The organism is Stenotrophomonas sp. 05N423 (genome assembly GCF_056397145.1).
In genome coordinates this window covers 59,571-85,368 of sequence record NZ_JBFTMV010000006.1, presented here as the reverse complement: position 1 = coordinate 85,368, position 25,798 = coordinate 59,571, and the positions used below count along the sequence as shown (strand labels likewise).

Annotated in this window: 23 protein-coding genes; 13 read left to right on the top strand and 10 right to left on the bottom strand. The window is 69.2% G+C overall.

Features of this window, described 5'->3' with window-relative positions; genetic code table 11:
• Positions 1-7: 7 nt before the first annotated feature.
• Genes mlaD through AC1DGW_RS11260 form a run of 4 tightly spaced genes read left to right on the top strand, consistent with a single transcriptional unit; the run spans position 8 to position 2,504 of the window.
• The gene (gene mlaD / locus AC1DGW_RS11275) at positions 8-526 is read left to right on the top strand and encodes an outer membrane lipid asymmetry maintenance protein MlaD (RefSeq protein ID WP_478022868.1); all 519 of its coding nucleotides are present in this window, start codon (positions 8-10) and stop codon (positions 524-526) included.
• Positions 527-528: 2 nt separating this feature from the next.
• Complete coding sequence (locus AC1DGW_RS11270) at positions 529-1,197, top strand: MlaC/ttg2D family ABC transporter substrate-binding protein (protein WP_478022866.1); 669 nt, start codon at positions 529-531, stop codon at positions 1,195-1,197.
• A complete protein-coding gene (locus tag AC1DGW_RS11265; protein ID WP_478022864.1) occupies positions 1,187-1,495 on the top strand; it encodes an STAS domain-containing protein in 309 nt (102 codons plus the stop codon). Before AC1DGW_RS11270 ends, AC1DGW_RS11265 begins: the two co-directional genes overlap by 11 nt.
• A 1-nt stretch (position 1,496) precedes the next feature.
• Complete coding sequence (locus AC1DGW_RS11260) at positions 1,497-2,504, top strand: MlaA family lipoprotein (RefSeq protein WP_478022862.1); 1,008 nt, start codon at positions 1,497-1,499, stop codon at positions 2,502-2,504.
• A 73-nt stretch (positions 2,505-2,577) separates the two neighbouring features.
• Here AC1DGW_RS11260 and AC1DGW_RS11255 read toward each other — a convergent pair whose 3' ends face one another.
• The 3 genes from AC1DGW_RS11255 to AC1DGW_RS11245 all read right to left on the bottom strand — a co-directional run bounded on the left by AC1DGW_RS11255 (position 2,578) and on the right by AC1DGW_RS11245 (position 5,009).
• Positions 2,578-2,760 carry a hypothetical protein gene (locus AC1DGW_RS11255; protein ID WP_478022860.1) on the bottom strand — a complete coding sequence of 61 codons (183 nt, stop codon included), beginning with the start codon at positions 2,758-2,760 and terminating at the stop codon, positions 2,578-2,580.
• Between the two features lie 104 nt (positions 2,761-2,864).
• A complete protein-coding gene (locus tag AC1DGW_RS11250) occupies positions 2,865-3,410 on the bottom strand; it encodes a glutathione peroxidase (protein ID WP_478022858.1) in 546 nt (181 codons plus the stop codon).
• 51 nt (positions 3,411-3,461) lie between these two features.
• A complete protein-coding gene (locus AC1DGW_RS11245) occupies positions 3,462-5,009 on the bottom strand; it encodes a DNA recombination protein RmuC (RefSeq protein WP_478022856.1) in 1,548 nt (515 codons plus the stop codon).
• An 80-nt stretch (positions 5,010-5,089) separates the two neighbouring features.
• Between AC1DGW_RS11245 and AC1DGW_RS11240 the strand changes: the two genes are divergently transcribed.
• From AC1DGW_RS11240 to AC1DGW_RS11210, 7 genes are all read left to right on the top strand, one after another.
• Complete coding sequence (locus AC1DGW_RS11240; protein ID WP_478022854.1) at positions 5,090-5,623, top strand: nucleoside 2-deoxyribosyltransferase domain-containing protein; 534 nt, start codon at positions 5,090-5,092, stop codon at positions 5,621-5,623.
• Between the two features lie 19 nt (positions 5,624-5,642).
• Positions 5,643-6,266 carry a leucine efflux protein LeuE gene (gene leuE / locus AC1DGW_RS11235; RefSeq protein WP_478022852.1) on the top strand — a complete coding sequence of 208 codons (624 nt, stop codon included), beginning with the start codon at positions 5,643-5,645 and terminating at the stop codon, positions 6,264-6,266.
• 26 nt (positions 6,267-6,292) lie between these two features.
• Positions 6,293-6,652 (top strand): DUF488 domain-containing protein, encoded by a 360-nt coding sequence (locus AC1DGW_RS11230; RefSeq protein ID WP_478022850.1) that lies wholly within the window; start codon positions 6,293-6,295, stop codon positions 6,650-6,652.
• 209 nt (positions 6,653-6,861) lie between these two features.
• Entirely contained in the window at positions 6,862-8,301 is a 1,440-nt protein-coding gene (locus AC1DGW_RS11225) for an amino acid permease (protein WP_478022848.1), read from the top strand.
• Positions 8,302-8,323: 22 nt separating this feature from the next.
• Positions 8,324-8,728 (top strand): arsenate reductase ArsC, encoded by a 405-nt coding sequence (locus tag AC1DGW_RS11220; protein WP_478022846.1) that lies wholly within the window; start codon positions 8,324-8,326, stop codon positions 8,726-8,728.
• Positions 8,729-8,942: 214 nt separating this feature from the next.
• A complete protein-coding gene (locus AC1DGW_RS11215) occupies positions 8,943-11,258 on the top strand; it encodes a TonB-dependent receptor (protein WP_478023101.1) in 2,316 nt (771 codons plus the stop codon).
• 16 nt (positions 11,259-11,274) lie between these two features.
• The gene (locus AC1DGW_RS11210; RefSeq protein WP_478022843.1) at positions 11,275-12,747 is read left to right on the top strand and encodes an esterase-like activity of phytase family protein; all 1,473 of its coding nucleotides are present in this window, start codon (positions 11,275-11,277) and stop codon (positions 12,745-12,747) included.
• 85 nt (positions 12,748-12,832) lie between these two features.
• Here the strand turns inward: AC1DGW_RS11210 and AC1DGW_RS11205 are convergent, their stop codons facing one another.
• Together AC1DGW_RS11205 and AC1DGW_RS11200 are read right to left on the bottom strand one after the other, a co-directional pair.
• On the bottom strand, positions 12,833-14,074 hold the full coding sequence (locus AC1DGW_RS11205; RefSeq protein ID WP_478022840.1) for a dipeptidase: 1,242 nt from the start codon (positions 14,072-14,074) through the stop codon (positions 12,833-12,835).
• Positions 14,075-14,225: 151 nt separating this feature from the next.
• Positions 14,226-15,395 (bottom strand): class I SAM-dependent rRNA methyltransferase, encoded by a 1,170-nt coding sequence (locus AC1DGW_RS11200; RefSeq protein ID WP_478022838.1) that lies wholly within the window; start codon positions 15,393-15,395, stop codon positions 14,226-14,228.
• A 280-nt stretch (positions 15,396-15,675) separates the two neighbouring features.
• Between AC1DGW_RS11200 and AC1DGW_RS11195 the strand changes: the two genes are divergently transcribed.
• Positions 15,676-16,635, top strand: coding sequence for a TerC family protein (locus tag AC1DGW_RS11195; protein WP_478023099.1), 960 nt, complete (start codon positions 15,676-15,678; stop codon positions 16,633-16,635).
• A 99-nt stretch (positions 16,636-16,734) separates the two neighbouring features.
• Positions 16,735-17,520, top strand: a complete 786-nt coding sequence (locus tag AC1DGW_RS11190) for a rhomboid family intramembrane serine protease (protein WP_478022836.1) — start codon at positions 16,735-16,737, stop codon at positions 17,518-17,520.
• A 25-nt stretch (positions 17,521-17,545) separates the two neighbouring features.
• Here the strand turns inward: AC1DGW_RS11190 and AC1DGW_RS11185 are convergent, their stop codons facing one another.
• The 5 genes from AC1DGW_RS11185 to AC1DGW_RS11165 form a co-directional block, all read right to left on the bottom strand.
• Complete coding sequence (locus AC1DGW_RS11185) at positions 17,546-18,589, bottom strand: hypothetical protein (protein WP_478022834.1); 1,044 nt, start codon at positions 18,587-18,589, stop codon at positions 17,546-17,548.
• Entirely contained in the window at positions 18,522-19,607 is a 1,086-nt protein-coding gene (locus AC1DGW_RS11180; RefSeq protein ID WP_478023097.1) for a glycerophosphodiester phosphodiesterase, read from the bottom strand. The genes AC1DGW_RS11185 and AC1DGW_RS11180 overlap by 68 nt, the downstream gene beginning before the upstream one ends.
• 171 nt (positions 19,608-19,778) lie before the next feature.
• Positions 19,779-21,395, bottom strand: coding sequence for an ABC-F family ATP-binding cassette domain-containing protein (locus tag AC1DGW_RS11175; RefSeq protein WP_478022832.1), 1,617 nt, complete (start codon positions 21,393-21,395; stop codon positions 19,779-19,781).
• Between the two features lie 186 nt (positions 21,396-21,581).
• Positions 21,582-22,937 carry a tRNA uridine-5-carboxymethylaminomethyl(34) synthesis GTPase MnmE gene (mnmE, locus tag AC1DGW_RS11170; RefSeq protein ID WP_478022829.1) on the bottom strand — a complete coding sequence of 452 codons (1,356 nt, stop codon included), beginning with the start codon at positions 22,935-22,937 and terminating at the stop codon, positions 21,582-21,584.
• Positions 22,938-22,940: 3 nt separating this feature from the next.
• Positions 22,941-25,607, bottom strand: coding sequence for a polysaccharide deacetylase family protein (locus tag AC1DGW_RS11165; protein ID WP_478022826.1), 2,667 nt, complete (start codon positions 25,605-25,607; stop codon positions 22,941-22,943).
• Positions 25,608-25,798: the final 191 nt, after the last annotated feature.

The following is a 25,798-nucleotide window of genomic DNA, read 5'->3' as shown; positions in this document are numbered from 1 at the left end:
AATCAACATGGCCATCCGTGGACCTCGACTCGAATTCTCCGTCGGCGCCTTCCTGCTGCTGGCGCTGGCCTCGCTGCTGGTATTGGCGGTGGCTTCCACCAACCAGCGCTTCGGCATGGGCGGCGGCGACTACGTGCTCAAGGCGCGTTTCAGCCAGATCGGCCAACTGCGCAAGCAGGCGCCAGTGAAGGTAGGCGGGGTGACCATCGGCCAAGTGGCCGATATTCAGCTGGACCCCGTTAAATACGACTCCATCGTCACCCTGTCGCTGGACGGCAAGTTCAAGGACCTGCCTGCCGACACCTCGGCCGGCATCTTCACCAGCGGCCTGCTGGGCGAGAGCTACATCGGCCTGCAGCCTGGCGGCGATCCGGACGTACTCAAGTCCGGCGACGAGATCGTGTTCACCCAGCCGGCGGTGGACCTGATCCAGCTGGTCGGCAAATACATGTTCAGCGGCGGCGGCAACAACGCCTCCGCGCCCGCCCCGGGCACCCACGAAACGCCCAACAAGGAAGAACAGTAATCATGAAGACCCGTCTGCTCACCACCGTGCTCGCCTCGGCCCTGCTGGCCGCGGCCCCGTCGCTGGCCATGGCGCAGGCGCGCCCGGCGGCCACCGCCGCGCAGCCTTCGGCCGCCGCGCGCACCGTACTGGACGCCAGCTCGCGCATCCTGTCCGCGCTGGAAACCCGCCGCGCCGAGTTCCGCGCCAACCCGGCCGCGCTGCGCAGCTTCATCGACAGCGAACTGAGCCGCGGCTTCGACCGCGACTATGCCGCCCGCCTGGTGCTCGGCGTGCACGGCCGCGGCGCTTCGGACGCCGACGTGAAGCTGTTCGCCGATGCGATGGCCGACAACCTGATGGCGCGCTACGGCTCGACCCTGCTCGACATCCAGGGCAAGCCGAGCTTCCGCTACAAGGGCGAGGCCGCACTGCCGGGCAACCGCGGCGTGAAGGTATCCACCGAACTGGTGCGCGCCGGCAACGAACCGACCCCGGTCGAATACCTGATGCGCGACGTCGGTGGCCAGTGGAAGATCTTCGACGTGATGATCGAAGGCATCTCCTACGTACAGACCTTCAAGAACCAGTTCGACGCCCCGCTGCGCCAGAAGTCGATCAAGGACGTGGCGGCCGAACTGCGCAGCGGCAGCATGCAGGCCAGCGCTGGCCCGGCACCCCGTGGCAAGTGACGCCACCGCGCGCGTCGAAGGCGACGCGCTGCACCTGGCCGGCACGCTCGACCGCGCCGCGGCGGTAGCGCTGTGGCCGCAGCTGGTCCGCCAGGCGGGCCGGCTGCGCCGGCTCGACCTGCATGCCGTCGAGCGCGTGGACAGCGCCGGCGTGGCGCTGCTGGCCGAACTGTCTGCACGCATGCGTAGCAATGGCGGCGTTACCATCGCCGGCGCGCCCGCGGGTCTGGACGAACTGCGCGCGGCCTACCGGTTGACGCCGGACCTGGATTTCAACGCCTCCTCGGCGGAACGCTGACATGAACCTCCTCCGCACCCTCCCGCTCCTGGCCGCCGCGCTCCTGCTTGGCGCCTGCGCCGGCAAACCCGTGCGCGCGACCGCGCCGCCTGCCAGCGTCAGCGTCGCCGCCGAACAGCCCGCGACCACGCAGGAGCCCGTTCCCGCCGCGTCCGTACAGGAAGCGCCGCAGGTTGTCGGCAACGCGGCCACCGCAACGCCCGCGCCGGTGCAGGCAACGGACGCCGGCACCGCCACCAGCGCCGCGCCCACCGACGCCGAAGACGACTTCGCCGCGCTGTACGGCGGCCCGACCGCCGACGCCGGCACGGGCGACGGCAAGGCGCCGGCCTACGATCCGTGGGAGAAGTACAACCGCCAGATGCACCGCTTCAACCTGGCGGTGGACCGCGGTATCGCCCGTCCGCTGGCCACCGCCTACGTGCACGTGGTCCCGCGCGTGGCGCGCACCGGGGTGAGCAACTTCTTCAGCAACCTGCGCTCGCCGCTGACCATGGTCAACCAGCTGCTGCAGGGCCATGCCGACGACGCGTGGGACACCCTGGGCCGCTTCCTGATGAACTCCACCCTCGGCATCGGCGGCCTGTTCGACCCGGCCAGCAAGGCGATGGTGCCGCGCCGCAGCGAGGACTTCGGGCAGACCCTGGGTACCTGGGGCTGGCGCCAGTCGCGCTACGTGGAACTGCCGTTCTTCGGCCCGCGCACCGTGCGCGACGTGTTCGGCCTGGCCGGCGACACGCCGCTGTCGCCGCTGCGGCGCATCGAGATGGACAAGCTGCGCATCGGCCTGCAGGGCCTGCAGCTGGTCGACACCCGCGTGCAGCTGCTGTCGCTGGACGACATCCGCGACAGCGCGGTGGACGAGTACGCGCTGACCCGCGATGCCTGGCTGCAGCGCCGCAACTACCAGATCGAGAAGGACCTGCGCCGCGACCATCGCCGCCACGAGGACGACGAGCAGACCACCATCCCGGTCGATGCGATGCCGATGCCCGACTGGGGGCGTTGAGCGCGGTAGTCCTGCACGAAGAAGCCCGGGGAAACCCGGGCTTCTTCGTTTCACACCGGCAATCGGAGGGACTTCAACTGCCGTCCGCACGCCCTGGTTTCTGCACCACCAGCAGAAAGGTCGCGAGCGGCCCCAGCAGCAGCGACAACAGTCCCCAGTTCATGCCGCTGCGTCCCTTGCCCTGGGCAAGGCCGGCATTGATGAGCGCCAGCGTGAACCAACCAACCGCGAATCCACCGGAATTGCCTGTCGCCATCCTGCGATCACCTCTCTGTCCGTTGCCCGATGTGGGGCCCTTGAACCGGCCGCTGCCGCGAGGCAGCAGCGGTTTTCATTCTCGACCTCTACCCGCCGCGGGTCTCAGGCCGCCAACGCGGCGTCGATCGCCGCACGCAGACCGGCGTCGTCGGCCGTGGTGTCCGGCGAGAACCGGCCGATCACCTGCCCGTCCTTGCCGACCAGGAATTTCTCGAAGTTCCACAGGATGCCCGGGGCAGGATTGGGCTCGATGCCGAAGCCGACCAGCTTCTCGCGCATCAGGCCTTCGCCGGTGGCGGCCGGCTGCGCGGCGATCAGCTGCTGGTACAGCGGGTGCACATCGGCACCGGCAACGCTGATCTTGGAGAACATCGGGAAGCTGACATCGTAGGTAAGCGAGCAGAACTGCCGGATCTCGTCCTCGCTGCCCGGCTCCTGGCCGTTGAAGTTGTTGGCCGGGAAGCCCAGCACCTCCAGGCCAGCGTCCTTCTTTTCGCGGTAGAGCTTCTCCAGCCCTTCGTACTGCGGGGTGAGGCCGCACTTGGAGGCGACGTTGACCACCAGCAGCACCTTGCCGGCATGGTCGCCGAGCGAGGCCGGAGCGCCGTCGATGGTGGTCAGGGGGATGTCGCGCATGGAAGCAGTCATGGTGGTTCCTGAGGGGGAATGGAGCGCCAGCATAAACCGGCATCGCGCCGGTCAGGCGTCGCCGGACTCGATAGCTTGTTCCTCGCCCTCGTCATCGCCGCCGAGGTCGCCGAGCAGCGCCTGCGAAGCGTCGGCGGACAGCGATTCAACGCCACGCAGCTTGCGTTCGATGGTGCGCGTCTTGCGGCTGGCGTCGCCCAGGCTCTTGCCGACGGTGTTGATCTGCTTCTCGGCCTTCTCGAGGATGCCTGCGAATTTGCCGAATTCGCCCTTCACCGCGCCGAGCAGGCTCCACACTTCCGACGAGCGCTGTTCGATGGCCAGGGTGCGGAAGCCCATCTGCAGGCTGTTGAGCAGGGCAGTGACCGTGGTGGGACCGGCGATGACCACGCGGTGCTCGCGCTGCATGACGTCCACCAGCCCCGGGCGGCGGATCGCCTCGGCGTACAGCCCTTCGGTGGGCAGGAACATCACCGCGAAATCGGTGGTGTGCGGCGGCACGATGTATTTGTCGCAGATCGACCGGGCCTGCACGCGCAGCGCGCGTTCGAGCTGGTTGCCGCTGGCGCGCACCGCCTCCTGGTCGCCGGCTTCCTGCGCGTCGAGCAGGCGCTCGTAGTCCTCGCGCGGGAACTTGGAATCGATGGGCAGCCATACCGGCGCATCGTCGCCGCCGCGGCCGGGCAGGCGCACGGCGAAGTCCACCATCTCGTTGCCGTCCGGGCGCAGCTTCACGCCGCGCGCGTACTGTTCGGCGGTGAGTGTCTGCTCGAGGATGTTGTCCAGCTGCACCTCGCCCCAGCCGCCGCGGTTCTTGACGTTGCTCAGCACGCGCTTGAGGTCGCCGACGCCGGTGGCCAGCTGCTGCATCTCGCCCAGCCCGCGCTGCACCTGCTCCAGCCGCTCGGAGACCAGCTTGAAGGACGAGTCCAGGCGCGTGTTGAGCGTGCTCTGCAGCTTCTCGTCCACGGTCTGGCGCATCAGTTCGAGCTTGCCGTCGTTGCCGTCCTGCAGGTCCTTCAGCCGCGCCTCCAGCGTCTGCCGCATCTCGGCGATGCGCTGTTCGTTGCGCTGGGTCAGCTCGGCCAGGCGCTGGCCCAGCATCTCGCCGAAGCGCTGCTGCGCATCACCGCTCTCCTGGCGCCCATTGCGCGTTTCCTCCAGCAGCGCCTGCTGCAGCGCCGCCAGCTGCTTGGCGAAAAGTTCCATGCGCGCCTGCTGCTGCTGGCCGAAGGCGTCGAGCTGCCCGCGCACGTCCTGCAGGCGCGCGTCCAGCAGCTGCGCCATCTGCTGGCGGGCATGGGCGTTTTCCTCGCGGCCCTTGCGCGCATCGTCGGTGAGGCTGTCGCGCAGCAGGTCCAGGCGCTGGTCGGTGCGAGTGGACAGATCGGTGAGGTTGCGGCTGAAGCCGTCCATGCGGGCGTCCTGCTGGCGCGACATGCCTTCCAGCTGTTCGCGCAGCTCGCCACGGCCGTTGCGCTGCTCCTCGCGCAGCGCGTTTTCCAGTGCGGCATTGCCGGCACGACGGAGCAGCAGCGCCAGTTGCAGCGCGATGACGACCAGCAGCAGGCCGGCCAGGATCAGGGTTTCGGTTTGCATGAGGCGAAGTGTAGCCCCGTGCGTCTCAACGGCTGCGCCGCTTCTGCGATCATGTGCGTCCCCACGCTGTCCGCCACGCCATGAAGCCGTTGCTGCTGTCCTGCCTGTTGCTGCTGTCGCCGTTCGCCGCGGCGGGTTCGCAGACCATCACCTCGCCCGCCGCCATTCCCCAAGGCGATTCCCGACCCAGGGTGTTCCTGGCCGGCAGCATCGAGATGGGCAAGGCCGGCGACTGGCAACAGCAGGTGCAGCAGGCGCTGGCCGGCGAGGATGTGCTGCTGCTCAACCCACGCCGCGCCGACTGGAACCCGGCCTGGCGCGCCGAGGCCGGCGAGCCGGAGTTCCGCCGCCAGGTGGAATGGGAACTGGCGGCGCTGGAGCAGGCCGACATCGTGCTGATGTACTTCGCACCCGGCACGCAGAGCCCGGTCACCCTGCTGGAATTCGGCCTGTATGCGCGCTCGGGCAAGCTGCTGGTAGCCGCGCCGGCCGGCTACTGGCGCAAGGGCAACCTGGACATCACCGGCGACCGCTACGGCGTGCCGCGCCATGACGACCTGCCGGCGCTGATCGCCGCGGTGAAGCAGCGCCTGGCGCTGCAGCGCGCGCGCTGAGCCGGACGGAACGATCGCCATGCCGTGGATGGGCATCAACGACCTGGGCACCTTCGTGGTGGCCGTCATCCTGTTCCTGATGCTGCCCGGTCCGGGCACCTTCACCCTGCTCACCGCCACCGCGCGCGGCGGCGTGCGCGCCGGCTACGCGACGCTGGCCGGGCTGATGCTGGGCGACCAGATCCTGATCGCCATCGCCGCCACCGGCGTGGCCGCGCTGCTGAAGGCGCACCCGCTGCTGTTCGCCGGGCTGCGCTATGTCGGCGCCGCCTATCTGGTCTGGGTCGGGGTGCAGCTGCTGCGAGAGCCGGCAACCGGCAGTCCCGCCGCGCCTCTGCAACAGGGCAGGCGCTGGTTCCGGCAGGCCCTGCTGGTGGGCGTGCTCAATCCCAAGGCGATCCTGTTCTACATGGCCTTCTTCCCGCTGTTCATCGACCCGGCCACGCAGCGTGGCGCGCTGACCCTGGGGTTGATGGCGGTGTTGATCGCCGTGCTGAGCGTGGGCTGGTGCTCGGTGCTGATCTTCGGCGGCCAGTTCATCGCCCGCCGCCTGGCCGGTTACCCGCGCGTGGGCGTGTGGCTGCGGCGCGCGGTGGGCGTATGCTTGATCGCGTTCGGGATACGGCTGGGGCTGGAGGGCTGAAACACTCCGGCGCTGCGGAGGTCGGCATGCTCATCCATTGCAAGCGCGCCTATGAACCCGCCACGGCCGACGACGGCCAGCGTTTCCTGGTCGATCGTCTGTGGCCGCGCGGCGTCAGCCATGAGCAGCTGCAGGCGGAGTGGCTCAAGGAAGCCGCGCCCAGCAATGAACTGCGGCAATGGTTCGACCACCGCGCCGAGCGCTGGGATGAATTCCGGCAACGCTACTGGCGGGAGCTGGCCGCACAGCCGCAGTTGTTGGCGCCGCTGCGCGACGCGTTGGCGGCCGGGCCGGTGACCCTGGTGTATGGCGCGCGCGACACCGAACACAACCAGGCCTTGGCCCTGCGCGAGTACCTGCTGGCGCACCCGCGCCGCGCGCATTGATCGGCATCGCACCGCTCCACCAGGAACACCACGCGCCATCGCAGCCGCAGGGACTGGTCACGCGGCCGCGCTGATTTGTGCCAAATCCGTCATCCCGGCTACCGCCCATCGCCAAACCCCATGAAAGCAGCGGGAATTTCTGGCTTTGCTGCGCTGCGTTCGGCGAAACTCGGCTACTTTCCCGAATACCTACGAACCGTGAGGTCCGCATGCAGTCCTGGCTCCGGCGCAAATCCATCGATCAGCTCACCCAGCACGAGGAAGGCCGCCGGCTTATCCCCACGCTGAGCTGGCCCCATCTGGTCGCGCTGGGCATCGGCGCCATCGTCGGCACCGGCATCTACACCCTGATCGGCGTGGGTGCGGACAAGGCCGGCCCGGCGGTTCTGATCTCCTTCATCGTCGCCGGCATCGTCTGCGCCTGCGCGGCGCTGGCCTACGCCGAACTGTCGACGATGATGCCGGCCGCCGGCAGCGCCTATACCTACAGCTACAGCGCGCTGGGCGAGACCATCGCCTGGGTGGTGGGCTGGAGCCTGATCCTGGAGTACTCGCTGGTGGTCAGCACCGTGGCGGTAGGCTGGTCGGGCTATTTCACCGGCTTCCTGGAGTGGCTGCACACCTCGTTCGGCTGGAACGTGGTGCTGCCGCATGCGCTTTCCGCCGGCCCGCACGTGGAAGGCGGTTTCCTCAACGTGCCGGCCATCGTCATCACCTTCCTGGTCGCCGGCATGCTGATCGCCGGCACCCGCGAGAGCGCCACGGTCAACGCGGTACTGGTGGTGTTCAAGCTGATCGCGCTGGCGATCTTCGTGGCGGTGGCGCTGCCGGCGTTCGACCCGGCCAACCTGCAGCCGTTCATGCCCTACGGCTTCCCCAAGTCGGTCAGCGCCGATGGCGTGGAGCGCGGGGTGATGGCGGCCGCGGCGATCATCTTCTTCGCCTTCTACGGCTTCGATGCGATCTCCACCGCCGCCGAGGAAACCAAGAATCCCAAGCGCGACCTGTCAATCGGCATCGTCGGCTCGATGGTCGGCTGCACCATCATCTACCTGCTGGTGGCGCTGGCCGCGGTCGGCGCGATGAGCTACACCGTGTTCGGCAAGAGCGCCGAGCCGCTGGCGCTGATCATGCGCGAACTGGGCCACGGCACCGCCGCGCTGGTGATCGGCATCGTCGCCATCATCGCCCTGCCGACCGTGCTGCTGGCGTTCTTCTACGGGCAGAGCCGCATCTTCTTCGTGATGTCGCGCGACGGCCTGCTGCCGCGCGGGCTGTCGCTGGTGAACAAGCGCACCGGCACGCCGGTGACCATCACCCTGTTCACCGCGGTGCTGGTGGCGGCGCTGGCCGGCGTGGCGCGCCTGGACGAGATCGCCGCACTGGCCAATGCCGGCACGCTGGCCGCGTTCACCGCGGTCGGCCTGTGCCTGCTGGTGCTGCGCAAGCGCGAGCCGGGACGCGCGCGCACGTTCCGCACGCCGCTGGCCTGGGTGGTCGGCCCGGTCGCGATCCTGGGCTGCATCTACCTGTTCTTCAGCCTGCCCACGCGCACCCAGGTGTGGTTCGCGCTGTGGAACGTGTTCGGCCTGGTGGTCTACGTGCTGTACAGCCGCCGCAACGCGGTGCTGGGCAAGCGCGCGGCCTGACGCGGGCGACATGCCCGCGCCGGTGAAGCGGGTTCTCTTCGTCTGCGCGGAGAACTCCAACCGCAGCCCGATGGCCGAAGCCTTCGCGCGCCTGCCCGCAGGCGCGGCCGTGGAGGCCTGCCGCGCCGGTTCGCGCCCCTCCGGCGTCATCAATCCCAGGGCCATCGCTGCGATGGCCGAACTGGGGTACGACCTCGCCGCACACGCGTCCATATCGCTGGATGAGCTACCAGGCGTCGAATTCGACTTCGTGGCGACCATGGGCTGCGGCGATGCCTGCCCTCTCATCCTTGCCCGCCAGCGCGCGGACTGGGCCCTGCCCGACCCGCGCGACATGGCGCCGGAGCAGTACCGCGGCGTGCGCGACGACATCCGCGCACGGGTCGCGGCGATGCTCGCCGCACTGGGCGTCGCGCTCCCGTCCTGATCCGCGCCCTCATCCACCGCATCGCCGCCGCAACGACGGCGATGAATGCGCTCCGCAATACGCCTGTCATCACCTGCTGGAAGACTGCCGGCCGCGACGATGATGCCGGGGCCGCATCGCCGTAGTTCCGGTCCCTTGCGTCTGGCGCGTTCCTCCCACGATCCGTGGACGGGCCGACACCTTGGGGACGGCCTGTCCCTCACGACAGGCTCCGATCCCGATGAATCATTCCCTGCTTGCCCTGGCCGTCGCCATGGCGATGGCTTCTTCCGCATACGCCGACGACACCGCCGCGCCCGCCTCGGCCACCGAACTGGACGCGGTATCCGTGATCGGCAGCGGCGAATTGCGCCAGGTGCAGCGCATCACCCCGGAGAACCTGACCGTCCTGCCGCCGGGCACCAGCCCGCAGAAGGTGCTGAACCTGCTGCCGGGCGTGAACGCGCAGTCCACCGACGCGCTGGGCACCAACGAGCAGTCGATGACCGTGAGCCTGCGCGGCTTCACCGGCACCAAGCTCGGCCACACCCTGGACGGCGTGCCGCTGGGCGACAGCGCCTACAACAACTACAACGGCCTGAGCATCAACCGCGCGCTGCTCTCCGAGAACCTGGGCATGGTCGAACTGGCGCAGGGCATCGGCAACCTGTCCACGCCGTCCACCAGCAACCTCGGCGGCGCCATCGCCTATTTCTCCAACGCCCCGCTGAAGGAGATGGGCGGGCGCGTGGTGCAGACCTTCGGCAGCGATGCCAACCGCCGCAGCTTCGCCCGTTTCGACACCGGCGAGTACAACGGCTTCTCGATGTACGTGTCGGGCATGAACGCCGGTTCGGACCTGTGGAACGACCAGACCGCCTACAACGATTCGTCCACCCGCCAGTTCAACACCAAGGCGGTGTACGAGACCCCGTGGATGCGCCTGACCGGCTTCGCCGATGCCTCGCGCACCACCCAGGCCAACTACTTCTACCTGTCCAAGGACAGCATGGCGCGCGGCTTGGGCTGGGACTGGGGCGGCTACGCGCCGGACTGGGCCAGGGCCGTGGCCAAGGCCTACTGCAACAAGGGCACCTACGTGGCCGCGCGCTGCGACGCCAGCGGCCCGGATACCGATGCCGATGGCGCCTTCACCGCCGGCCAGATCCTGCGCAACGACGACCTGTACTACCTGTCCGGCGAGTTCTTCCCGACCGACACACTGACCCTGCGCGTACTCGGCTACCGCCACCAGGACGATGGCGAGGGCCACAACTGGAACAGCGGCGCATGGTCGAACAAGGGCACCGCGCAGGAGCTGCCGATCATCTTCCGCAACACGCTGTACAGCATCGACCGCCGCGGCGGCACCGTCGGCGTGGAATGGCAGCTGGGCGCGCACCACCTGCAGGCCGGCGGCTGGTACGAAGAGAACACCAGCAGTGCCTCGCGCTACCAGAGCGCGGTGGATGGCCCGCGTGATTTCAGCGGGCTGGCCAAGGGCCAGCCGGACGTGGGCGTGTTCGCCCAGGAAACCGAGTGGAAGACCCGCCAGTTCCATCTGCAGGACACCGTGCACCTGCTCGAGGACCGGCTGCGCCTGGAGGGCGGCTTCAAGGCGGTCAACGCGCAGTCGCGCGCACGCGCCCTGCCCGGTATCGCCAAGACCCCCATCCCGCCGACCTCCAACAACCAGTTCGCCACCGGCAACCTGCGCGCGCGCGATGCGTTCCTGCCCAGCGCCGGCGTGTACTTCCAGCTCGATCCGCGCCAGGAACTGTTCGCCAGCTACGCGCGGAACATCGCCATGTTCCAGGGCGGCTTCAAGCTCGGCCCGCAGGCGGTGAGCCAGGCCACCTGGGACAGCCAGGCCGCACTCAAGCCCGAGCAGTCGCGCACCTTCGAACTGGGCTACCGCTGGATCGGCGACAGCGTGCAGCTGTCACTGGCCGGCTACGACGTGCGCTTCGACAACCGCCTGCTGCAATACAACCCCTGCGACTCGCGCCAGCCGGTGGGTCCGGAGTGCGGCAACCGCTTCTACAACGTCGGCAGCGTGGACAGCCGCGGCGCCGAACTGACCGTGCTGTGGACTCCGACCGCGCACCTGAGCTGGTACAACTCGGCCTCGTTCAACGATTCCACCTACGGCTCGGACTACATGCAGAACGGCGTGGTGGTGCCGACCAAGGGCAAGACCCAGACCGATACGCCCAAGACCCTGCTCGCCAGCGAACTGAAATGGCACAGCGGCCCGTGGTCGCTGGACCTGCGCGGCAAGTACACCGGCAAGCGCTACTACACCTACACCAACGACCAGGGTTTCGGCGGCTTCACCGTGTTCGACGCCGGTGCCGGCTACGACTTCGGCCAGCTCGGCGTGTTGCAGAAGTTCAAGGTGTCGTTCAACGTGACCAACCTGACCGGCAAGCGCTACGCCAGCAACCTGGATTCGAGCGTGTTCGCCCCGACCGACCCGGCCGGCAAGCTGTACGTGTTCCATGCCTCGGCGCCCCGACAGGCGTTCCTGTCGCTGGACGCGCGTTTCTGAGCCGGAGACACCTGCGATGAACCTGCTCGCCACCGCGCTGCTCGCCACCGCACTGGGCGGTGGCGTGGCCTGGACCACGCCGCATCGGGTCGCGGATGCCCCGCCGCGCACGCATGAGATCGACGGCCGGCGCTACATCGACCACGGCCTGGTCGCGGCCGGCATGCTGCCGGCGGCGACGGTCGATTTCCTCGGCGATACGCTGGGTTCGTTCTCCTCGTTCGCGCTGGCGCCGGGCAGTTGGCGGCGCACCGCCGACGGCGGCTACGAAGGCGTGCTGTGGACCCTGCCCGACCGTGGTCGCAACGATCCCGAGGCCGGGCTGTTCCATGACTACCCGGCGCGGCTGGAACGGTTACGCATGAGCATCGCGCCGGCCACTGCCGATGCCATGGGGCAGGTGACGCTGGCGGTGGATGGCGGGCTGGAACTACGCGATGCCGATGGCCAGCCATTCACCGGCGCCGACCCGGACGATGGCGTGGCGGTCCGTCACGGCATCACCCTGCCGGTACCGCGCGAAGGCGCCATCGGCGCCGGCAGGATCGCGCTGGACGCCGAATCGCTGCAGTTCACCGCCGACGGGCATTTCTACGTCGGCGACGAGTACGCCGCACACGTCTACTACTTCGATGCCAGCGGCCGCCTGCAGGGCGTACTGGTGCCGCCGCCAGCGCTGCGGCCGATGCGCGACGGCAAGCCGTACTTCGGCTCGCTCAAGGCGCCGCACAGCGGCCGCCGCAACAACCAGGGTGTGGAAGGCATGGCGCTGTCGCCGGACGGCACGCGCCTGTTCGTCGCCCTGCAGAGCGCGCTGGTGCAGGACAGCGCCAGGGGCGACGCCAGTGGCCGCATCAATACCCGTGTGCTGGTCTACGACGTTTCCCGCGAGCCGGTGCCGACGCACCCCATCAGCCACCATGTCGTGCAGCTGCCGGCCTACGCCCTCGCCGGCGATGGCGGCAAGGCCGACCGCACCGCCGCACAGAGCGAACTGCGCGCATTGGACGACCACCGTTTCCTGCTGCTGGCGCGCGATGGCAACGGCCTGGGCGGCAATGCGGCCGCGCCGGTGTTCAAGAGCGTGCTGCTGGTGGATACCCGCGGCGCCAGCAACCTGGCCGGCACCACCTACGAAACCGGCACCACAAGCGTACTGGCCGACCCGGCCGCCACCGCGCTCAGGCCGGACATCGTGCCGGCACGCTGGAGCGAACTGCTGAACCTGCTGGACCCGGCGCAGCTGGCACGCGCCGGCCTGCGTCTGGAAGGCATCGCCGAGGACGATCCGCGACGGCTGTCGGAAAAGTGGGAGGCGATGGACCTGCTGCCGGCGCTCGACCCGGCGCATCCCGACGACTGGCTGCTGCTGGTCGGCAACGACAACGATTTCATCGCCCGTCGCTGCGTGATGCAGGGCGAAGCCTGCGATTCGCCGCTGGACAACGACAACCGGGTGCTGGTCTACCGGCTGACCCTGCCGAAGTGAGGCGCCTCTCGTAGGAGCGCACCTTGTTGGGCGAGAGGCTTCCCCGGTAGAGCCCCATCGCGCACCAAGGTGCGCTCCTGCGGGTTTATTTCGCGCCGTTCTTCGCCGTGTAGTCCTGCGCCTGGCGCATCACCCGCAGCACGTTGCCGCTCCAGATGTTGGCGATCTGCGCCTCGCTCAGGCCGCGGTGCTGCAGCCAGGCGGTGATCTTGGGCAGGTCGGTGATGTCGGCCATGCCCGGCAGGCCGCCGCCGCCGTCCCAGTCCATGCCGATGCCGACGTGGTCGGGGCCGACCACGTCGAGGATGTGGCCGAAGTGGACGAAGAAGTCGTCCAGCGTCGCCCGACGGCGCGGCAGGCGCTTGTCCAGCTCGGCCATCGCCCGCGCCAGTTCCACGCCTTTCTCGATCGGCATGTCGTCCCAGCCGCCCAGCTGCTTCTCGAGCGCTTCCTCGGCCTGCTTGCGCTCATCGCTTGGGGTCTCGTCGACGAGGTAGCCGCCATAGGCGTTGACCTGGATCACCCCGCCCTTGGCGGCGAGCTGGCGCAGGCGCGCGTCGTCGAGATTGCGCGGGTGGTCGAACACCGCCTTTGACGCGCTGTGCGAGAGGATGAACGGCACCGGCAGCATCGCCGCCAGGTCGTCGAACACCGCGTCGGAGGCATGCGACTGGTCGATCACGATGCCCAGCCGCACCGCTTCCTGGACCAGCGCCTTGCCGGCCGGGCTCAGGCCCTTCCACTCCGCGCCCTTGGGATCGGTGGCCGAATCAGCGAACTCGTTGTTGGCGAAGTGCACGGTGGACAGCAGCCGCAGGCCGGCCTTCTGGTAGAAGCCCAGCAGCGACGGGTCGGCCACCAGCGGGCTGCCGTTCTCCATGCTGATGTAGACCACGCGCTTGCCGGCGGCCTTGATCCGCGCCGCATCGTCGGCGGTGAGCGCCAGCTGGAACCTGTCCGGGTGCGCGGCCAGCATCTCGCGGATCTCCATCAGCCGCATCAGGCCGTGGTCGCGCTCGGCCAGGTGCGCGGCGGCGCTGCGGTCGCCCTGGTCGGTGTAGATCGCCCAGAAGCCGCCGTCGAGCGCACCGTCCAGCATGCGCGGGTAGTCCACCTGCGACAGCGCGTTGTGGTCGTGGCGATGCAGGATGTCGAAACCGGGCCGGGCGAAGTTGGCCGGGGTGTCGAGGTGGCTGTCCAGGGTCAGCAGACGCTGTTGCAGCGCCTTGGCGCGGGCCAGTTCGGCCTGGGTGAAGTCGACGGCCTGGGCGGACAGCGGCGCGCCCAGCGCCAGGGCGAGCAGCAGGGACAGACGACGCAGCGACATGCGGGCCTCGGAATCGGGAAAGTCCACGACCATACCGCCACCGCGGCTCGGACCGGTAGTACCCGCCGTTGCCAAGGCCATAGCCGCCGGGCATGGCTCCCGATCCGCACGCTATGGGGGCGGCCGTTGCCGCTCCCCTGGAACGCTCCGCTCAGTCCACAACGCGGCAGAACACGGCCTTGAGGTAGCGCGATTCCTGCACGTGCGCCATGAACGGGTGGTCCGGGCCGGCGCCGGCCACCTTCAGGATCTGGATCGTGCGGCCGGAATAGAACGCGGCGCGGCGCAGCATGTCCAGGAACTGCTCTTCGGACACCAGCCCCGTGCAGGAGAACGTGGCGAACAGGCCACCGGGCTTGACCACGCCCAGCGCCAGCTTGTTCATGTCCAGGTACTTCTTCAGCGCGTTGATGACCTGGTCGCGGTCGCGGGTCATCTTGGCCGGGTCCAGGATCACCACGTCGTACTGCTCGCCGCGGTTGGCGGCATCGCGCAGCCACGGGAAGATGTCGGCCTGCACGAACTTCGGCTTGGCGTTGTTGAGCCGCGCGTTGCCCTTGGCGATCTGGATCACGTCCTGGTCGATGTCCACGCCCAGCACCTCGCTGGCGCCGCGCGCGGCCGCGTAGACCGCGAAACCGCCGGTGTTGCAGCACAGGTCGAGCACGCTCTTGCCCTCGACCTGCTGGCTCAGCCACTGCCGGTTCTCGCGCTGGTCGGCGAAGAAACCGGTCTTGTGCGCGCCGGCCGGGTCGGCCCGGAATTTCACCCCGTACTCGGTGATGACCTCCGGTTCGGTGGTGGTGTTGCCGTGGAAGTCGAAGCTCTCCTGCTTCTGCACGTGCTCGTCGGCGAAGCTGTGGAAGCGGCAGCCCGGGAACTGGGTGCGCAGCGCCTCGTAGATCCATTCGCGGTGACGGAACATGCCCGCGGCGAAGAACTCGACCACGATCAGGTCGCCGTAGCGGTCCACCACCAGGCCGGACAGGCCGTCGCCCTCGCTGTGCACCACGCGCCAGGCGTCGGACACCGCGTCCAGCTTCAGCACATCGCGGCGCAGCGACACCGCCTCGGCGATCCTGCGGGTGAACCAGGCCTGGTCCACGTCCACGTCCTGGCGGGTTTCCAGGATGCGCACGGCGATGCGCGAATGGCCGTTGTAGAAGCCGCGGCCGATCCACTCCCCGTCCACGCCGACCACATCGACGATGGTGCCGGGCTTGGGCTTGGCGACGGGCTTTTCGACCAGCTTCTGGAAAATCCACGGGTGGCTGGAGCGCCACGCGTTCTTCAGGCGTACGACGGGAAGGGGGGTATTCATGGGCGCCATTGTAGCGGGCGCCGGCCCGCCGCCGCCGCGCGTTCATTGACGGCAAAGGCGCCAGGCCGCACTATCCGGGCCTGAAGGGGAGTAGCTCCCAGACGTTGTCGCCGTCAGTTCGAGCCGCAAGGCTCCGGTGCAACGGCAGTTCCGGCCGACGGAACTGTGAGCAAGACCTTCGCCGCAATGGCGAAGCTCTGTCCCCGGTCTCCCCCGATTCCGTGTCCAGTTCCTGGCCCCTGCGGTCCCCAGAACTTCCACATGACCGGAACATCCCATGATCCAGACAATCGGTAATCCCTGGCTTTGGGGCGGCTTCATCGCCGTCGTCATCGCCGCCCTGTTGATCGACCTGGTGCTGATGCGCCATGGCGGCCCGCACAAGGTGACCTTCAAGGAGGCCCTGCTGTGGTCGATCGGCTGGGTCGCCCTGGCCCTGGCCTTCAATGCCGGCCTCTGGTACTACCTGAACGAGACCGCCGGCACCGCGGTGGCCAATGAGATCGGCCTGCAGTTCCTGACCGGCTACCTGATCGAGAAGGCGCTGGCGGTCGACAACATCTTCGTGTTCCTGCTGATCATGGGCTACTTCGCAGTGCCCGAGACGCAGCGCCAGCGCGTGCTGATCATCGGCATCCTGGGCGCCATCGCGCTGCGTACGGTCATGATCTTCGCCGGTACCGTGCTGGTCAGCCAGTTCCACTGGCTGCTCTACGTGTTCGGCGCGTTCCTGCTGTTCACCGGCTGGAAGATGTGGTTCGCCGCCGGCCAGGAACCGAGCCTGGACGACAATCCAGCGCTGAAATTCATGCGCAGGCACCTGCGCATCACCCACGAGTACAACGGCAACCGCCTGCTCGCCGAAAAGGACGGCGTGCGCTGGTTCACCCCGATGTTCGTGGTGCTGATCCTGATCGCGGTGACCGACGTGATCTTCGCGGTGGACTCGATCCCGGCGATCTTCGCCATCACCACCGACCCGTTCGTCGTGCTGACCTCGAACGTGTTCGCGGTGCTGGGCCTGCGCGCGATGTTCTTCCTGCTCGCCGGCATGGCCGACCGCTTCCACCTGCTGCCGTACGGTCTGGCGGTGATCCTGGGCTTCATCGGCGCCAAGATGCTGCTGATCGATGTGTTCAAGATCCCGGTGCCGGTGTCGCTGGGCGTGGTCGCGGCGATCCTGGTGGTGACGATGGCGCTGAGCCTGAAGCTGCCCCCCAGGGACAGGCACAAGGCCTGAGGTGGAATCCACCCCACCGTGATTGTCCCGCCGGTGGTACACCGGCTTCCCGAAGCGGCGCCCTTGCATTCACCGCGGGGCGCCGCAATCCCGATAGCCATGGACACTTCCAACACGCCCGACACCGGCGATACGCCGGCCACCGACCGCAGCGACCGCCGCCGCGTGCTGCGTGCCTTCAACCTGAGCCTGGGCTTCGTGCTGCTGCTGGTGGCGGTGTTCGCCCTGCAGCAGACCGGCTGGGACTGGCGCCCGTGGGCGGTGGGCCCGCACGACATCGCCGGCCTGCTGGGCCTGCTCGGCGCACCGCTGCTGCACGGTTCCATCGAACACCTGGGCGCCAACGCGGCGGCGCTGCTGATCCTGGGCACCCTGGCCGGCGGCGTCTACCCGAAGGCGACGCTGCGCGCCCTGCCCCTGCTGTGGCTGGGTTCGGGCATCGGTGCGTGGATGCTGGGCGAGCCCGGCAGCCATCACCTCGGCGCCAGCGGCGTCACCCACGGCCTGATGTTCCTGGTGCTGGGGCTGGGCCTGCTGCGCCGCGACCGCGCGGCCATCGCCGCCGGCATGATCGGCGTGCTGTTCTACGGCGGCATGGTGATGACCGTGCTGCCGCATGAGCCAGGCGTGTCGTGGCAGTCGCACATGGGCGGCGCCGCGGCCGGCGTGATCGCCGCCCTGCTGTTCCGCCACGCCGATCCGCTGGCGCCGCGCAAGCGCTACAGCTGGGAGGACGAGGACGAGGAGGACGACGCCGCACCGCTGGCCGATGCCGAGCTGGAGCCGCCCTCGCCCGGCCAGGTGCCGGTGCTGTGGCAGCCGCGCGAAGGCCGCGATTATGAGGTGGTGGTGCAGCTACGGCCGCACCCGCGCCGCGACGGATGAGTCGCGGACGACGGGGTCGCCCGTATCATTTCCCCGGCAGGTCCGGCAGCTGGCGCAGCCGTCCGGCCAGCGCCAGCCGCAGGCAGCCCCAGGCCAGCAGGCCGACGACCAGGATTTCGCCCACCCCCACCGACATCTGCAGCAGGAACGACCACGGCTGCCCATCCCAGTGATAGGCCTGGGTTCGCCCGCGCCAGAAGCTGCCGTGCAGGGTGCCGCTGAGTACCGCGCGCAGCAGCGCGAAGGCCTGGCTGGCTTCGAGCGCGGCCAGGAAGCAACCCAGCAGCGCCAGCACGGCGCGGATGCCCGGTGCGATCGCATCGGCATCGTCGCGCAGGGTGCCATGCGTGGCCGCGGCAGGAGCGGGCGGCGAAGGCCGGGAGCGGGCTTGCCGTGGCGACATTGGCGGTGATGCGGCAATTTCGCCCGGCAATTCCAGTTGCAGATGCGCGGCGATCCGCCGCAGCCACGCCTCGGTCATCGCGCTGTCCGGACGCACCGCGACCGTCTCGAAGCTGAGCCGGTGCGCGTCGCCATCGCGGCCGAGCAGCCACAACCGGATCGGCGCTGGCGCCGCGCCGGCGCGTTGCAGCTGCAGTCGGTCACCGTTTTCCAGCACGAAGGCCTCCTCCAGCCGGGCCCGGCCGCCGAAGAGGTTGCGACGGCAGCGCCGCGCCCGCCTGCCTGCCCTGTCCAGCTCCAGCGTTTCGCGGACGGGAAAGTACCAGGCGCAGGCCATGCCGAGCGCCGGCAGGACCATCAATGCCAACAGCGCGACCGGCATGTCGGCCCCGCTCCTGCCCGCCAGCTCGCCCCGCAGCAGCAGCGGCATCACAACGCCCCCCAGCAGGAACAGCAGCAGCAAGGCCTGCAACAGCCGGTTCGCCGAATGGATGCGCAGGATGTCGCCGTGTTCCTCGTACCTGTAGCCGATCAGCATCGCTCCTTTCATGGAGGCGATGTTCGTCGCTGGCGCACCCCCGCGGCAAGCGCGGGCGGAATCAGGGCACCGCATCTCCGCCATCCACCGCACGTCGGCCCAGTGCCGGATCGTCGGTGAAGAACGCATCGACCCCGGCCTGCAGATAGGCGCGGATCTCGGCGACCGAGCCCTGCGGATTGCGCGCGTTCGCCGCTCCCTGGCGCAGGGCCGCGGGCAGGAAGGGATTTTCCGGGCGGAAGGTATAGGCCACCACCTGCAGGCCGGCGGCATGCGCGTCGGCGATCAGCGGCGTGGGCGCGGCCAGCCGGCCCTGCGCATCCACCGGCACCAGGGCGCGGCGTTCGACGCCGACCGCGTCGGCATAGCCGGCGATCTCGCGCAGTCCGGCCGGCGTCATCATCCGCGCATAGGTCAGGTTGCCGCCGGCCAGCGCCACGTCGGCGGGCATGGCCTTGGCTTCGTCCAGCAGCTGCAGCAGGCGGATGTTCGACTGCCTGCCGATGCGCGCGCGCAGCTGGCGCAGGTTGGCGGTCTCGAACGACTGCACCAGGATCGGCGCGACGTTGGTGTAGGGATTGCCGCGCAGGGTATCGAGCAGGCGCTCCTCCATCGGCAGGCCGATGCCGCGGAAGTAGCTGCCGTGCTTGATCTCCGGTGCCAGGCCGATGCCGCGCCCGCTGCGCCGCGCCTGCTGCACCAGGAATTCGACGATCTCGTCCAGCGTGGCGATGCGGAATTCGCCGTCGAAGGCGGTGCCGCGCAGCTCCGGCAGGCGTTCGCGCGCATGCAGGGTCTTCAGTTCGGCAAGGGTGAAATCCTCGGTGAACCAGCCCTCGATGCGTTTGCCGTCGATCACTTTGGTGGTACGGCGCGCGGCGAACTCCGGGTGCGCGGCAACGTCGGTGGTGCCGCCGATCTCGTTCTCGTGGCGCGCCACCATCACCCCGTCGCGGGTCATCACCAGGTCCGGCTCGATGTAGTCGGCGCCATCGACGATGGCCTGCGCATAGGCCGCCAGCGTGTGCTCGGGCAGCAATGCGCTGGCGCCACGGTGCGCGTACACCGGGACATGCGCGAACGGCGGGGCGGGAACGGCGGCCATCGCCGTCGAGGATGCCATGCACAGGCCCGCCACCACACCCATCACCGTTCTGCCGAACACTGCCCGCTCCTGCTTCCGCCTTCGAAAGAAGCGGGAGTGTGCGGCGCGCATATGACCGGCATGGGACAGGCTCCGGTAGGAGCGCACTTCAGTGCGCGACAGGGCCTTGCCGGGAAAGCGCCATCGCGCACTGAAGTGCGCTCCTATGCATCGTCAGGGTGGCAGCCGTTGCCAGCCCTCGGCGCCGGCATGCAGGCGGCCGGTGATGCCGATGCCCTGCAGGAACGCCTCGTCGTGCGCGGCCACCAGCAGCGTGCCGGGCCAGTCGCGCAGCATCGTTTCCAGCGCCTGCATCGCATCCAGGTCGAGGTGGTTTGCCGGCTCGTCCAGCAGCAGCAGCTGCGCCGGCGATTGCGCATACAGGGCGCAGGCGAGCGCCAGCTTCATCCGCTCGCCGCCGCTGAGCGCCTCCACCGGCTGCTGCGCATGCCCGGCATCCAGGCCCAACAACGCCAGGCGGGTGCGCAGTCCGGCCTCGGCCATCGACGGATTGGCATGACGCAGCTGGGCCATCGCCGGAGCCGCGGCTACGGGCAGGGCCAGGTGCTGGTCCAGCCAGGCGTGCGGCGCGTTCACCTGCACCGCTCCCTGCAGGGGTTGCAGCCGCCCGGCCAGCACTTTGAGCAGCACCGACTTGCCGCTACCGTTGCGGCCGGTAAGCGCCAGCCGCTCGCCCCGCCGCAGCAGCAGATCGACCCTGGCAAGAGCGCCATCGACGAAGGGGAGCAGCACGTCCTCCAGTACCGCCACGCGCTCGGGCGCGCCGCCGGTGCCGGCAACGGGCAGCAGCACCACGGGAGCGGCCGCTTCGACCTCCGCTGCCGCCTGCCGTACCTGCTCGTCCAGTCGTTCGCGCTGCTGCAGCTGTTGCAGATGCGCCTTGCCGGCGCTGGCCTGCGCCCGCTGCTTCTGCCGGCCCAGCAGGATCGGCGCCTGGTTGGCATGCGCGGCCTGCCGGTTGCCGCGGGCGGCGCGGTGCTCGCGTTGTTCCTGCTGCTGGCGCAGGGCCTGTTCGCCCTGGCGGCGTTCGTGGCGACGCTGCTGCAGGGTTTCCGCTGCCAGGCGCCGTTCCTCGCTGCTGCGCGCCGCGTAGAAATCGTAGTTGCCGCCATGGCTGCGCAGGCCGAGCGGGGACAGTTCGACGATGCGCTGCATGTCGCCCAGCAGTTCGCGGTCGTGGCTGACCACCAGCAGGCCGCGCGGCCAGCGCCGCAGCTGTTCGCGCAGCAGTTGCCGGCCTTGTGCGTCGAGATGGTTGCTGGGCTCGTCCAGCACCAGGAAATCGGCGTCGGACAGGAACGCGCCGGCCAGGGCCACGCGCATGCGCTGGCCACCGCTGAGCCGGTGCACCGGCGTGTCGGCCGATACGCCGTGCAGATGCATCCGCTCCAGTTCGGCCTGCAGGTGTTCGCGCAGCTGCCAGCGTTCGCCCAGTGCCTCGAAATCGGCGATATCGCTGCTGCCCTGTTCAATGCGGTGCAGGGCTGCCAGCGCATCGCCCAGGCCGGCGAGGTCGGCGACGCTGGCGCCGGGCGGGGTGTCGATCTGCTGCGGCAGCCATGCCACCGGGCCCGAACGCAGGCAGCGCCCGCGCGTGGGCGCCACGCGGCCGGCCAGCAGCCGCGCCAGCACGCTCTTGCCCACGCCGTTGCGCCCGACCAGCCCGGTCGGCCGCATGTCGAAGGTTTCGTCCAGATCGGAAAACAACAGCCTGCCATCGGGCAGCTGCCAGGAGACGCTCTCAAGCGTCAGGAAGGGAGTCGTGGTCATTGCATTCCATCCATGCCCGGATCACCCGGCTGCCGGCGGCAGCGGGACTTCGCGAGGCCTCACCAGCGCGTGCTGGCAGGGCGGGCATCAATGGCGCATTGGACCGGACTCCTTCGGGGCCGCCATCGTGGCGACAGGGGCGAAGACTAACCGGCGCGGGATGAACGGTTCAATGCCGGCGGCCGGTCACTTGCCGATGCAGAAGCTGGAGAAGATGCGGCCTAGCAGGTCGTCGGCGGTCATGCGTCCGGTGATTTCGCCCAGTGCGTCGTGCGCCAGACGCAGTTCCTCGGCGGCCAGTTCCAGCTGGTCGTGGTGCAGCTGCGCATCGGCGGCGTCGAGGTGCTCGGCAGCGCGGACGATGGCCTGCACATGGCGCAGGCGCGCGGAGAATTCGCCCTGCTGGCCTTCGCCGGCACCGTCGCCGGCGAGTTCGCGCAGGCGCGCGTGCAGGTGTTCCAGGCCCTGCCCGTTGGCGGCGGAGATCGCGATCGCGTCTTCGTCCAGCTGCTGCGGCCACTGCGGCAGCAGGTCGCACTTGTTGAATATCCACAGCTGCCGCGCGGCCTGCGCCGCGGCGTCGCCGATTGCCTGCCGACCGGCTTCCGGGTCGCGCGCGTCCAGCACCACGATGGCCAGGTCGGCGCGCTGCATTTCCTCGCGGGCGCGACGCATGCCCTCGCGTTCGATGGCGTCGCCGCCTTCGCGCAGGCCGGCGGTATCGACCAGCTCCAGCTCCAGGCCATCGATGCGGATGGTTTCGCGCAGGGTGTCGCGGGTGGTGCCGGCGATATCGGTGACGATGGCGCGCTCGCTGCCGGCCAGCGCGTTGAGCAGCGAACTCTTGCCTGCATTGGGCGGGCCGATCAGCACGGCGTGCAGGCCGTCGCGCAGTTTGCGGCCGCGCTCGGCATCGGCGCGCAGGCGTGCGAGCGATCCACGCGCCTGCTCCACGCCGGCGCGTACCTGCGCGCCGCCCAGCGTATCCAGCGGTTCGTCGGCGAAGTCGATGGCGGCCTCGACGTGGATGCGCAGCCGTACCAGTTGCTCGGCCACCTCCTCCACGCGGCGCGAGAACACGCCGTCGAGCGAGCGGCGGGCAGCGCGGGCGGCACGCACGTCGCCGGCGGCGATCAGGTCGGCGATGGCTTCGGCCTGGGCCAGGTCGAGCTTGCCGTTGAGGAAGGCGCGCTCGCTGAACTCGCCGGCCCGCGCCTGCCGCGCGCCGAGTTCGATGCAGCGGGCCAGCAGCTGGCGCAGTACCACCGGGCTGCCATGGCCCTGCAGTTCCACCACCTCCTCGCCGGTGAAGCTGCGCGGGCCGGGGAAGTACAACGCGATGCCGTCGTCGATCACCTCGCCCGCCGCATCGCGGAACCGCACGTAGTGGGCATGGCGTGGCCGCAGCGCCGGGCAGCCGAGTCCACGGGCGATGGACGCCGACAGTGGGCCTGAAAGACGCAGGATGCCGACACCGCCGGCAGCGGCGCCGCTGGCGATGGCGATGATGGTGTCGCTGGCGGCAGTGGCGGTCGCGTTCATCGCTTACAGCTTCTGCAGCTGCGCGCGCGCCTGCGCGGCGCCACTGCCCTGCGGCTGCAGTTCCAGGTAGGTGGTGTAGGCCTGCTTCGCCCTGGCCTTGTCGCCGGCGTGGAACCAGGCGTCGCCGAGGTTGAGGTAGGCCACCGCGCGCGAGGGATCGATTTTCAGCGTGTTCTCCAGCCAGCGCGCCGCTTCCAGGTAGCGTTGCTGGCGGTAGTAGACGAAGCCGAGATTGTTGGCGGCCTGGGCGAAATCCGGGCGCAGCTTCAACGCTTCGGTGAACTGCGCCACCGCCTCGTCGTAGCGTTTCTCGCGGTACAGCTGCAGGCCTCGGTCGTTGGCCTGCTGGGCGCGCTGGCGGTCGGAGGTCGGCACCGCCGCCGGCACCACCAGCGTATTGCTGCCGCCCTGCAGATTGGCGACCTTCACCGCGGCCTCGTTGCCGCCCTGCGCCGCATCGACGCGGCTGTTGAGCGCGATGGCGTCGGCCGAGAGCTGGGTGGTATCGGCGTTGAGGAACTCCTGGCTGTCCGGTACCTGGAACACGAACTCGCCGCCCTGCGAACCGGGCAGGCTGCCGAACGCCGGCGTCTGCCGCGACACCGCCGACACCGCCGGCGCGACGTAGGCCGCCAGTTCGGTGCCTGTGATCAGGCCATCGCCATTGAGGTCGCCCTTGCCGGACAGCGCCTGCAGCAGCACCCAGGTGAACACCGAATGGCCATTGGGGCCGCTGTCGGCCACCTGCTGGTCGGCGCCGCCGGCGGTGAGCATCTGCCGCGCCGTGCGGCGCGCGTTCTCGCGCAGGAACGAGGAGGACGAAGCGCCGCCACGGGTCAGGCCCAGGCCGCTGTAGCAGGCATCCATCACGAACAGCACGTGCTTGGCCTGCAGGCTCTCGGCGATGTTCTGCACGTCGGTCATGGCGATGGCGTCGGTGGCGAATTCCCTCGGGTCCGAATCCACCGGGATGATGTAGCCGAGGTCGCGCCCGGAAGCGAGCTGGCGGGTGGCGCCGTGGCCGGCGAAGAACACGAACACGCGGTCGTTCTTCTGCGTGCGGCCATCGGCCAGCCGGTCATGGAACGCGGCCAGGATGTTGTTGCGCGTGGCGTCGCGGTTCTTCAGCACGATCACCTGCGAGGACGGGAAGCCGAACTGGCCGGTCAGGGTGTCGGCGATGGACTGCGCATCGCGGCTGGCGTACTCGAGCTTCGGCCACTTCGCGTAGTCGTCGATGCCGATGACGATGGCCCACGACTTCTCATAGCCGGTGGTGACGGTGGCGTCGTTGGCGGCATCCCTGCGCGCGCGGCTGACGGAGAAATCGCGGCCGTTCCAGCCGGCGAACTGGTAGCCCTCGGCGATCAGCCGGTCCAGGATCTGCGGCAGCGCCTTCACCGCGCGGTCGTGGATATCGTGGAACAGGATGATGCCGCGCTGCTCCTTCTGCACCTGGTCGAGCACGCGCTGCACGATGGACTCCGGCACCGGATCGGCCCAGTCCATCGAATCGATGTTCCACATGATCGACTTCAATCCGGCTTCGCCGAGCAGCTGCAGGCCTTCGGCATTGCGCGCGCCATACGGGAAGCGGAACAGCGGCGCCCGCTTGTCGCCGACCTGGCGCAGCAGCGTGTCGGTGCCCAACACCTGCTCGCGCAGCGCGTCGCCGCTGGTGCGCGAGAGCTGCGCGTGGGTGAGGCTGTGGTTGCCCACCGCATAGCCATCGGCCATCAGCTGGCGGCTGATGCCGGCCATCGCGCCCAGCGCGACCTTGCCGTCGGCGCCGACCGTGCCGATGTTGCGGCCGACCTCGAAGAACACCCCCGGCACGTCGTAGCGCTTGAGGATGGCGGTGATCTCGTCGGTATAGGCCTTGTGCGGGCCGTCGTCGAAGGTCAGCACCACGGTCTTGGCCGGCAGGTCGCGGCCGAAGATCTCGCGCTCGCTGTCCTTCATCGACATCGGATAGGGTTCGATCACGCCCTGGTCGCGCAGGATCGCCTCGCGGTCGTACTGCCCGCGCAGATGGGCGACGTAATCCTCCCACTTCTCGCGCTTGAGCGCGATGGCGCGGGTGCGCTCGAAGCGACTGAAGATGCGGGTGATTTCCTGGTTGTAGTTGCGCTCGATCTCGTCGAGCGCCTCCAGGTCCTCGCCGATGCGCTGGTGCAGCTTCACCGCCGGCAGCGAGGAGTCGGCGCCGACGCGCCCGTGCAGGTCGCGCAGTACCTCACGGAAGGCCAGGCGGTCGGCATCGAACAGGTCCGGCGCCGATTCGATGTAGTCCAGCACCGCGCCCAGCGTGGCGAAGCGCTGCGGGCTGGCCGTGCGCAGCAGCGCATCGAACTGCGCGGCGATGGCGTCGCGCTGCTCCAGGCCGTCATGGAAGAGTTGCTGGCCGATGCGGGTGGAGGTGGCGCGGTCACGCGCATTCTGCGCGTCCTCGTCGGCCAGCAGCACGATGATGCGGCGGTGGCCGTCGAGCTGCTTCCGCAGTGCCGCCAGCAAGGGTGCCGCGGCGGCATCGTCCGCCGTGGCCGTCGCCAGCCCTGATGCCATCGCGCCCGGCTGCTGCGGGTCGGCCTGTTTGTCGCCACAGCCTGCCAGCAGTGCGGCCAGGGTGATCGGCAGCAGGAAACCGCGCATTGCAGGAAGACGGGACATGGCAGGCGAAGATGGCGGAGGCCGGAAGATTCTAGTGGAGCGGAGCCCGTACCGCTGGGTTGCCGGCAATCCACAGAACCCCCGTAGGAGCGCACTTCAGTGCGCGATGGGCTTTCCCGGTGGAGTCTCATCGCGCACTGAAGTGCGCTCCTACGGGCCAGCGGCAGCAGACATACGAAAAGCCCGCCTTG

Coding starts and splice junctions, on each gene's coding strand:
- mnmE (WP_478022829.1), bottom strand. CDS start 22,937: ATGAACGCGACCGCCACTGCCGCCAGCGACACCATCATCGCCATCGCC.
- mlaD (WP_478022868.1), top strand. CDS start 8: ATGGCCATCCGTGGACCTCGACTCGAATTCTCCGTCGGCGCCTTCCTG.
- AC1DGW_RS11255 (WP_478022860.1), bottom strand. CDS start 2,760: ATGGCGACAGGCAATTCCGGTGGATTCGCGGTTGGTTGGTTCACGCTG.
- AC1DGW_RS11240 (WP_478022854.1), top strand. CDS start 5,090: ATGAAGCCGTTGCTGCTGTCCTGCCTGTTGCTGCTGTCGCCGTTCGCC.
- AC1DGW_RS11205 (WP_478022840.1), bottom strand. CDS start 14,074: ATGTCGCTGCGTCGTCTGTCCCTGCTGCTCGCCCTGGCGCTGGGCGCG.
- AC1DGW_RS11200 (WP_478022838.1), bottom strand. CDS start 15,395: ATGAATACCCCCCTTCCCGTCGTACGCCTGAAGAACGCGTGGCGCTCC.
- AC1DGW_RS11225 (WP_478022848.1), top strand. CDS start 6,862: ATGCAGTCCTGGCTCCGGCGCAAATCCATCGATCAGCTCACCCAGCAC.
- AC1DGW_RS11180 (WP_478023097.1), bottom strand. CDS start 19,607: ATGGGTGTGGTGGCGGGCCTGTGCATGGCATCCTCGACGGCGATGGCC.
- AC1DGW_RS11250 (WP_478022858.1), bottom strand. CDS start 3,410: ATGACTGCTTCCATGCGCGACATCCCCCTGACCACCATCGACGGCGCT.
- AC1DGW_RS11165 (WP_478022826.1), bottom strand. CDS start 25,607: ATGTCCCGTCTTCCTGCAATGCGCGGTTTCCTGCTGCCGATCACCCTG.
- AC1DGW_RS11260 (WP_478022862.1), top strand. CDS start 1,497: ATGAACCTCCTCCGCACCCTCCCGCTCCTGGCCGCCGCGCTCCTGCTT.
- AC1DGW_RS11245 (WP_478022856.1), bottom strand. CDS start 5,009: ATGCAAACCGAAACCCTGATCCTGGCCGGCCTGCTGCTGGTCGTCATC.
- AC1DGW_RS11190 (WP_478022836.1), top strand. CDS start 16,735: ATGGACACTTCCAACACGCCCGACACCGGCGATACGCCGGCCACCGAC.
- AC1DGW_RS11185 (WP_478022834.1), bottom strand. CDS start 18,589: ATGCGTTCTTCACCGACGATCCGGCACTGGGCCGACGTGCGGTGGATG.
- AC1DGW_RS11175 (WP_478022832.1), bottom strand. CDS start 21,395: ATGACCACGACTCCCTTCCTGACGCTTGAGAGCGTCTCCTGGCAGCTG.
- leuE (WP_478022852.1), top strand. CDS start 5,643: ATGCCGTGGATGGGCATCAACGACCTGGGCACCTTCGTGGTGGCCGTC.
- AC1DGW_RS11210 (WP_478022843.1), top strand. CDS start 11,275: ATGAACCTGCTCGCCACCGCGCTGCTCGCCACCGCACTGGGCGGTGGC.
- AC1DGW_RS11270 (WP_478022866.1), top strand. CDS start 529: ATGAAGACCCGTCTGCTCACCACCGTGCTCGCCTCGGCCCTGCTGGCC.
- AC1DGW_RS11230 (WP_478022850.1), top strand. CDS start 6,293: ATGCTCATCCATTGCAAGCGCGCCTATGAACCCGCCACGGCCGACGAC.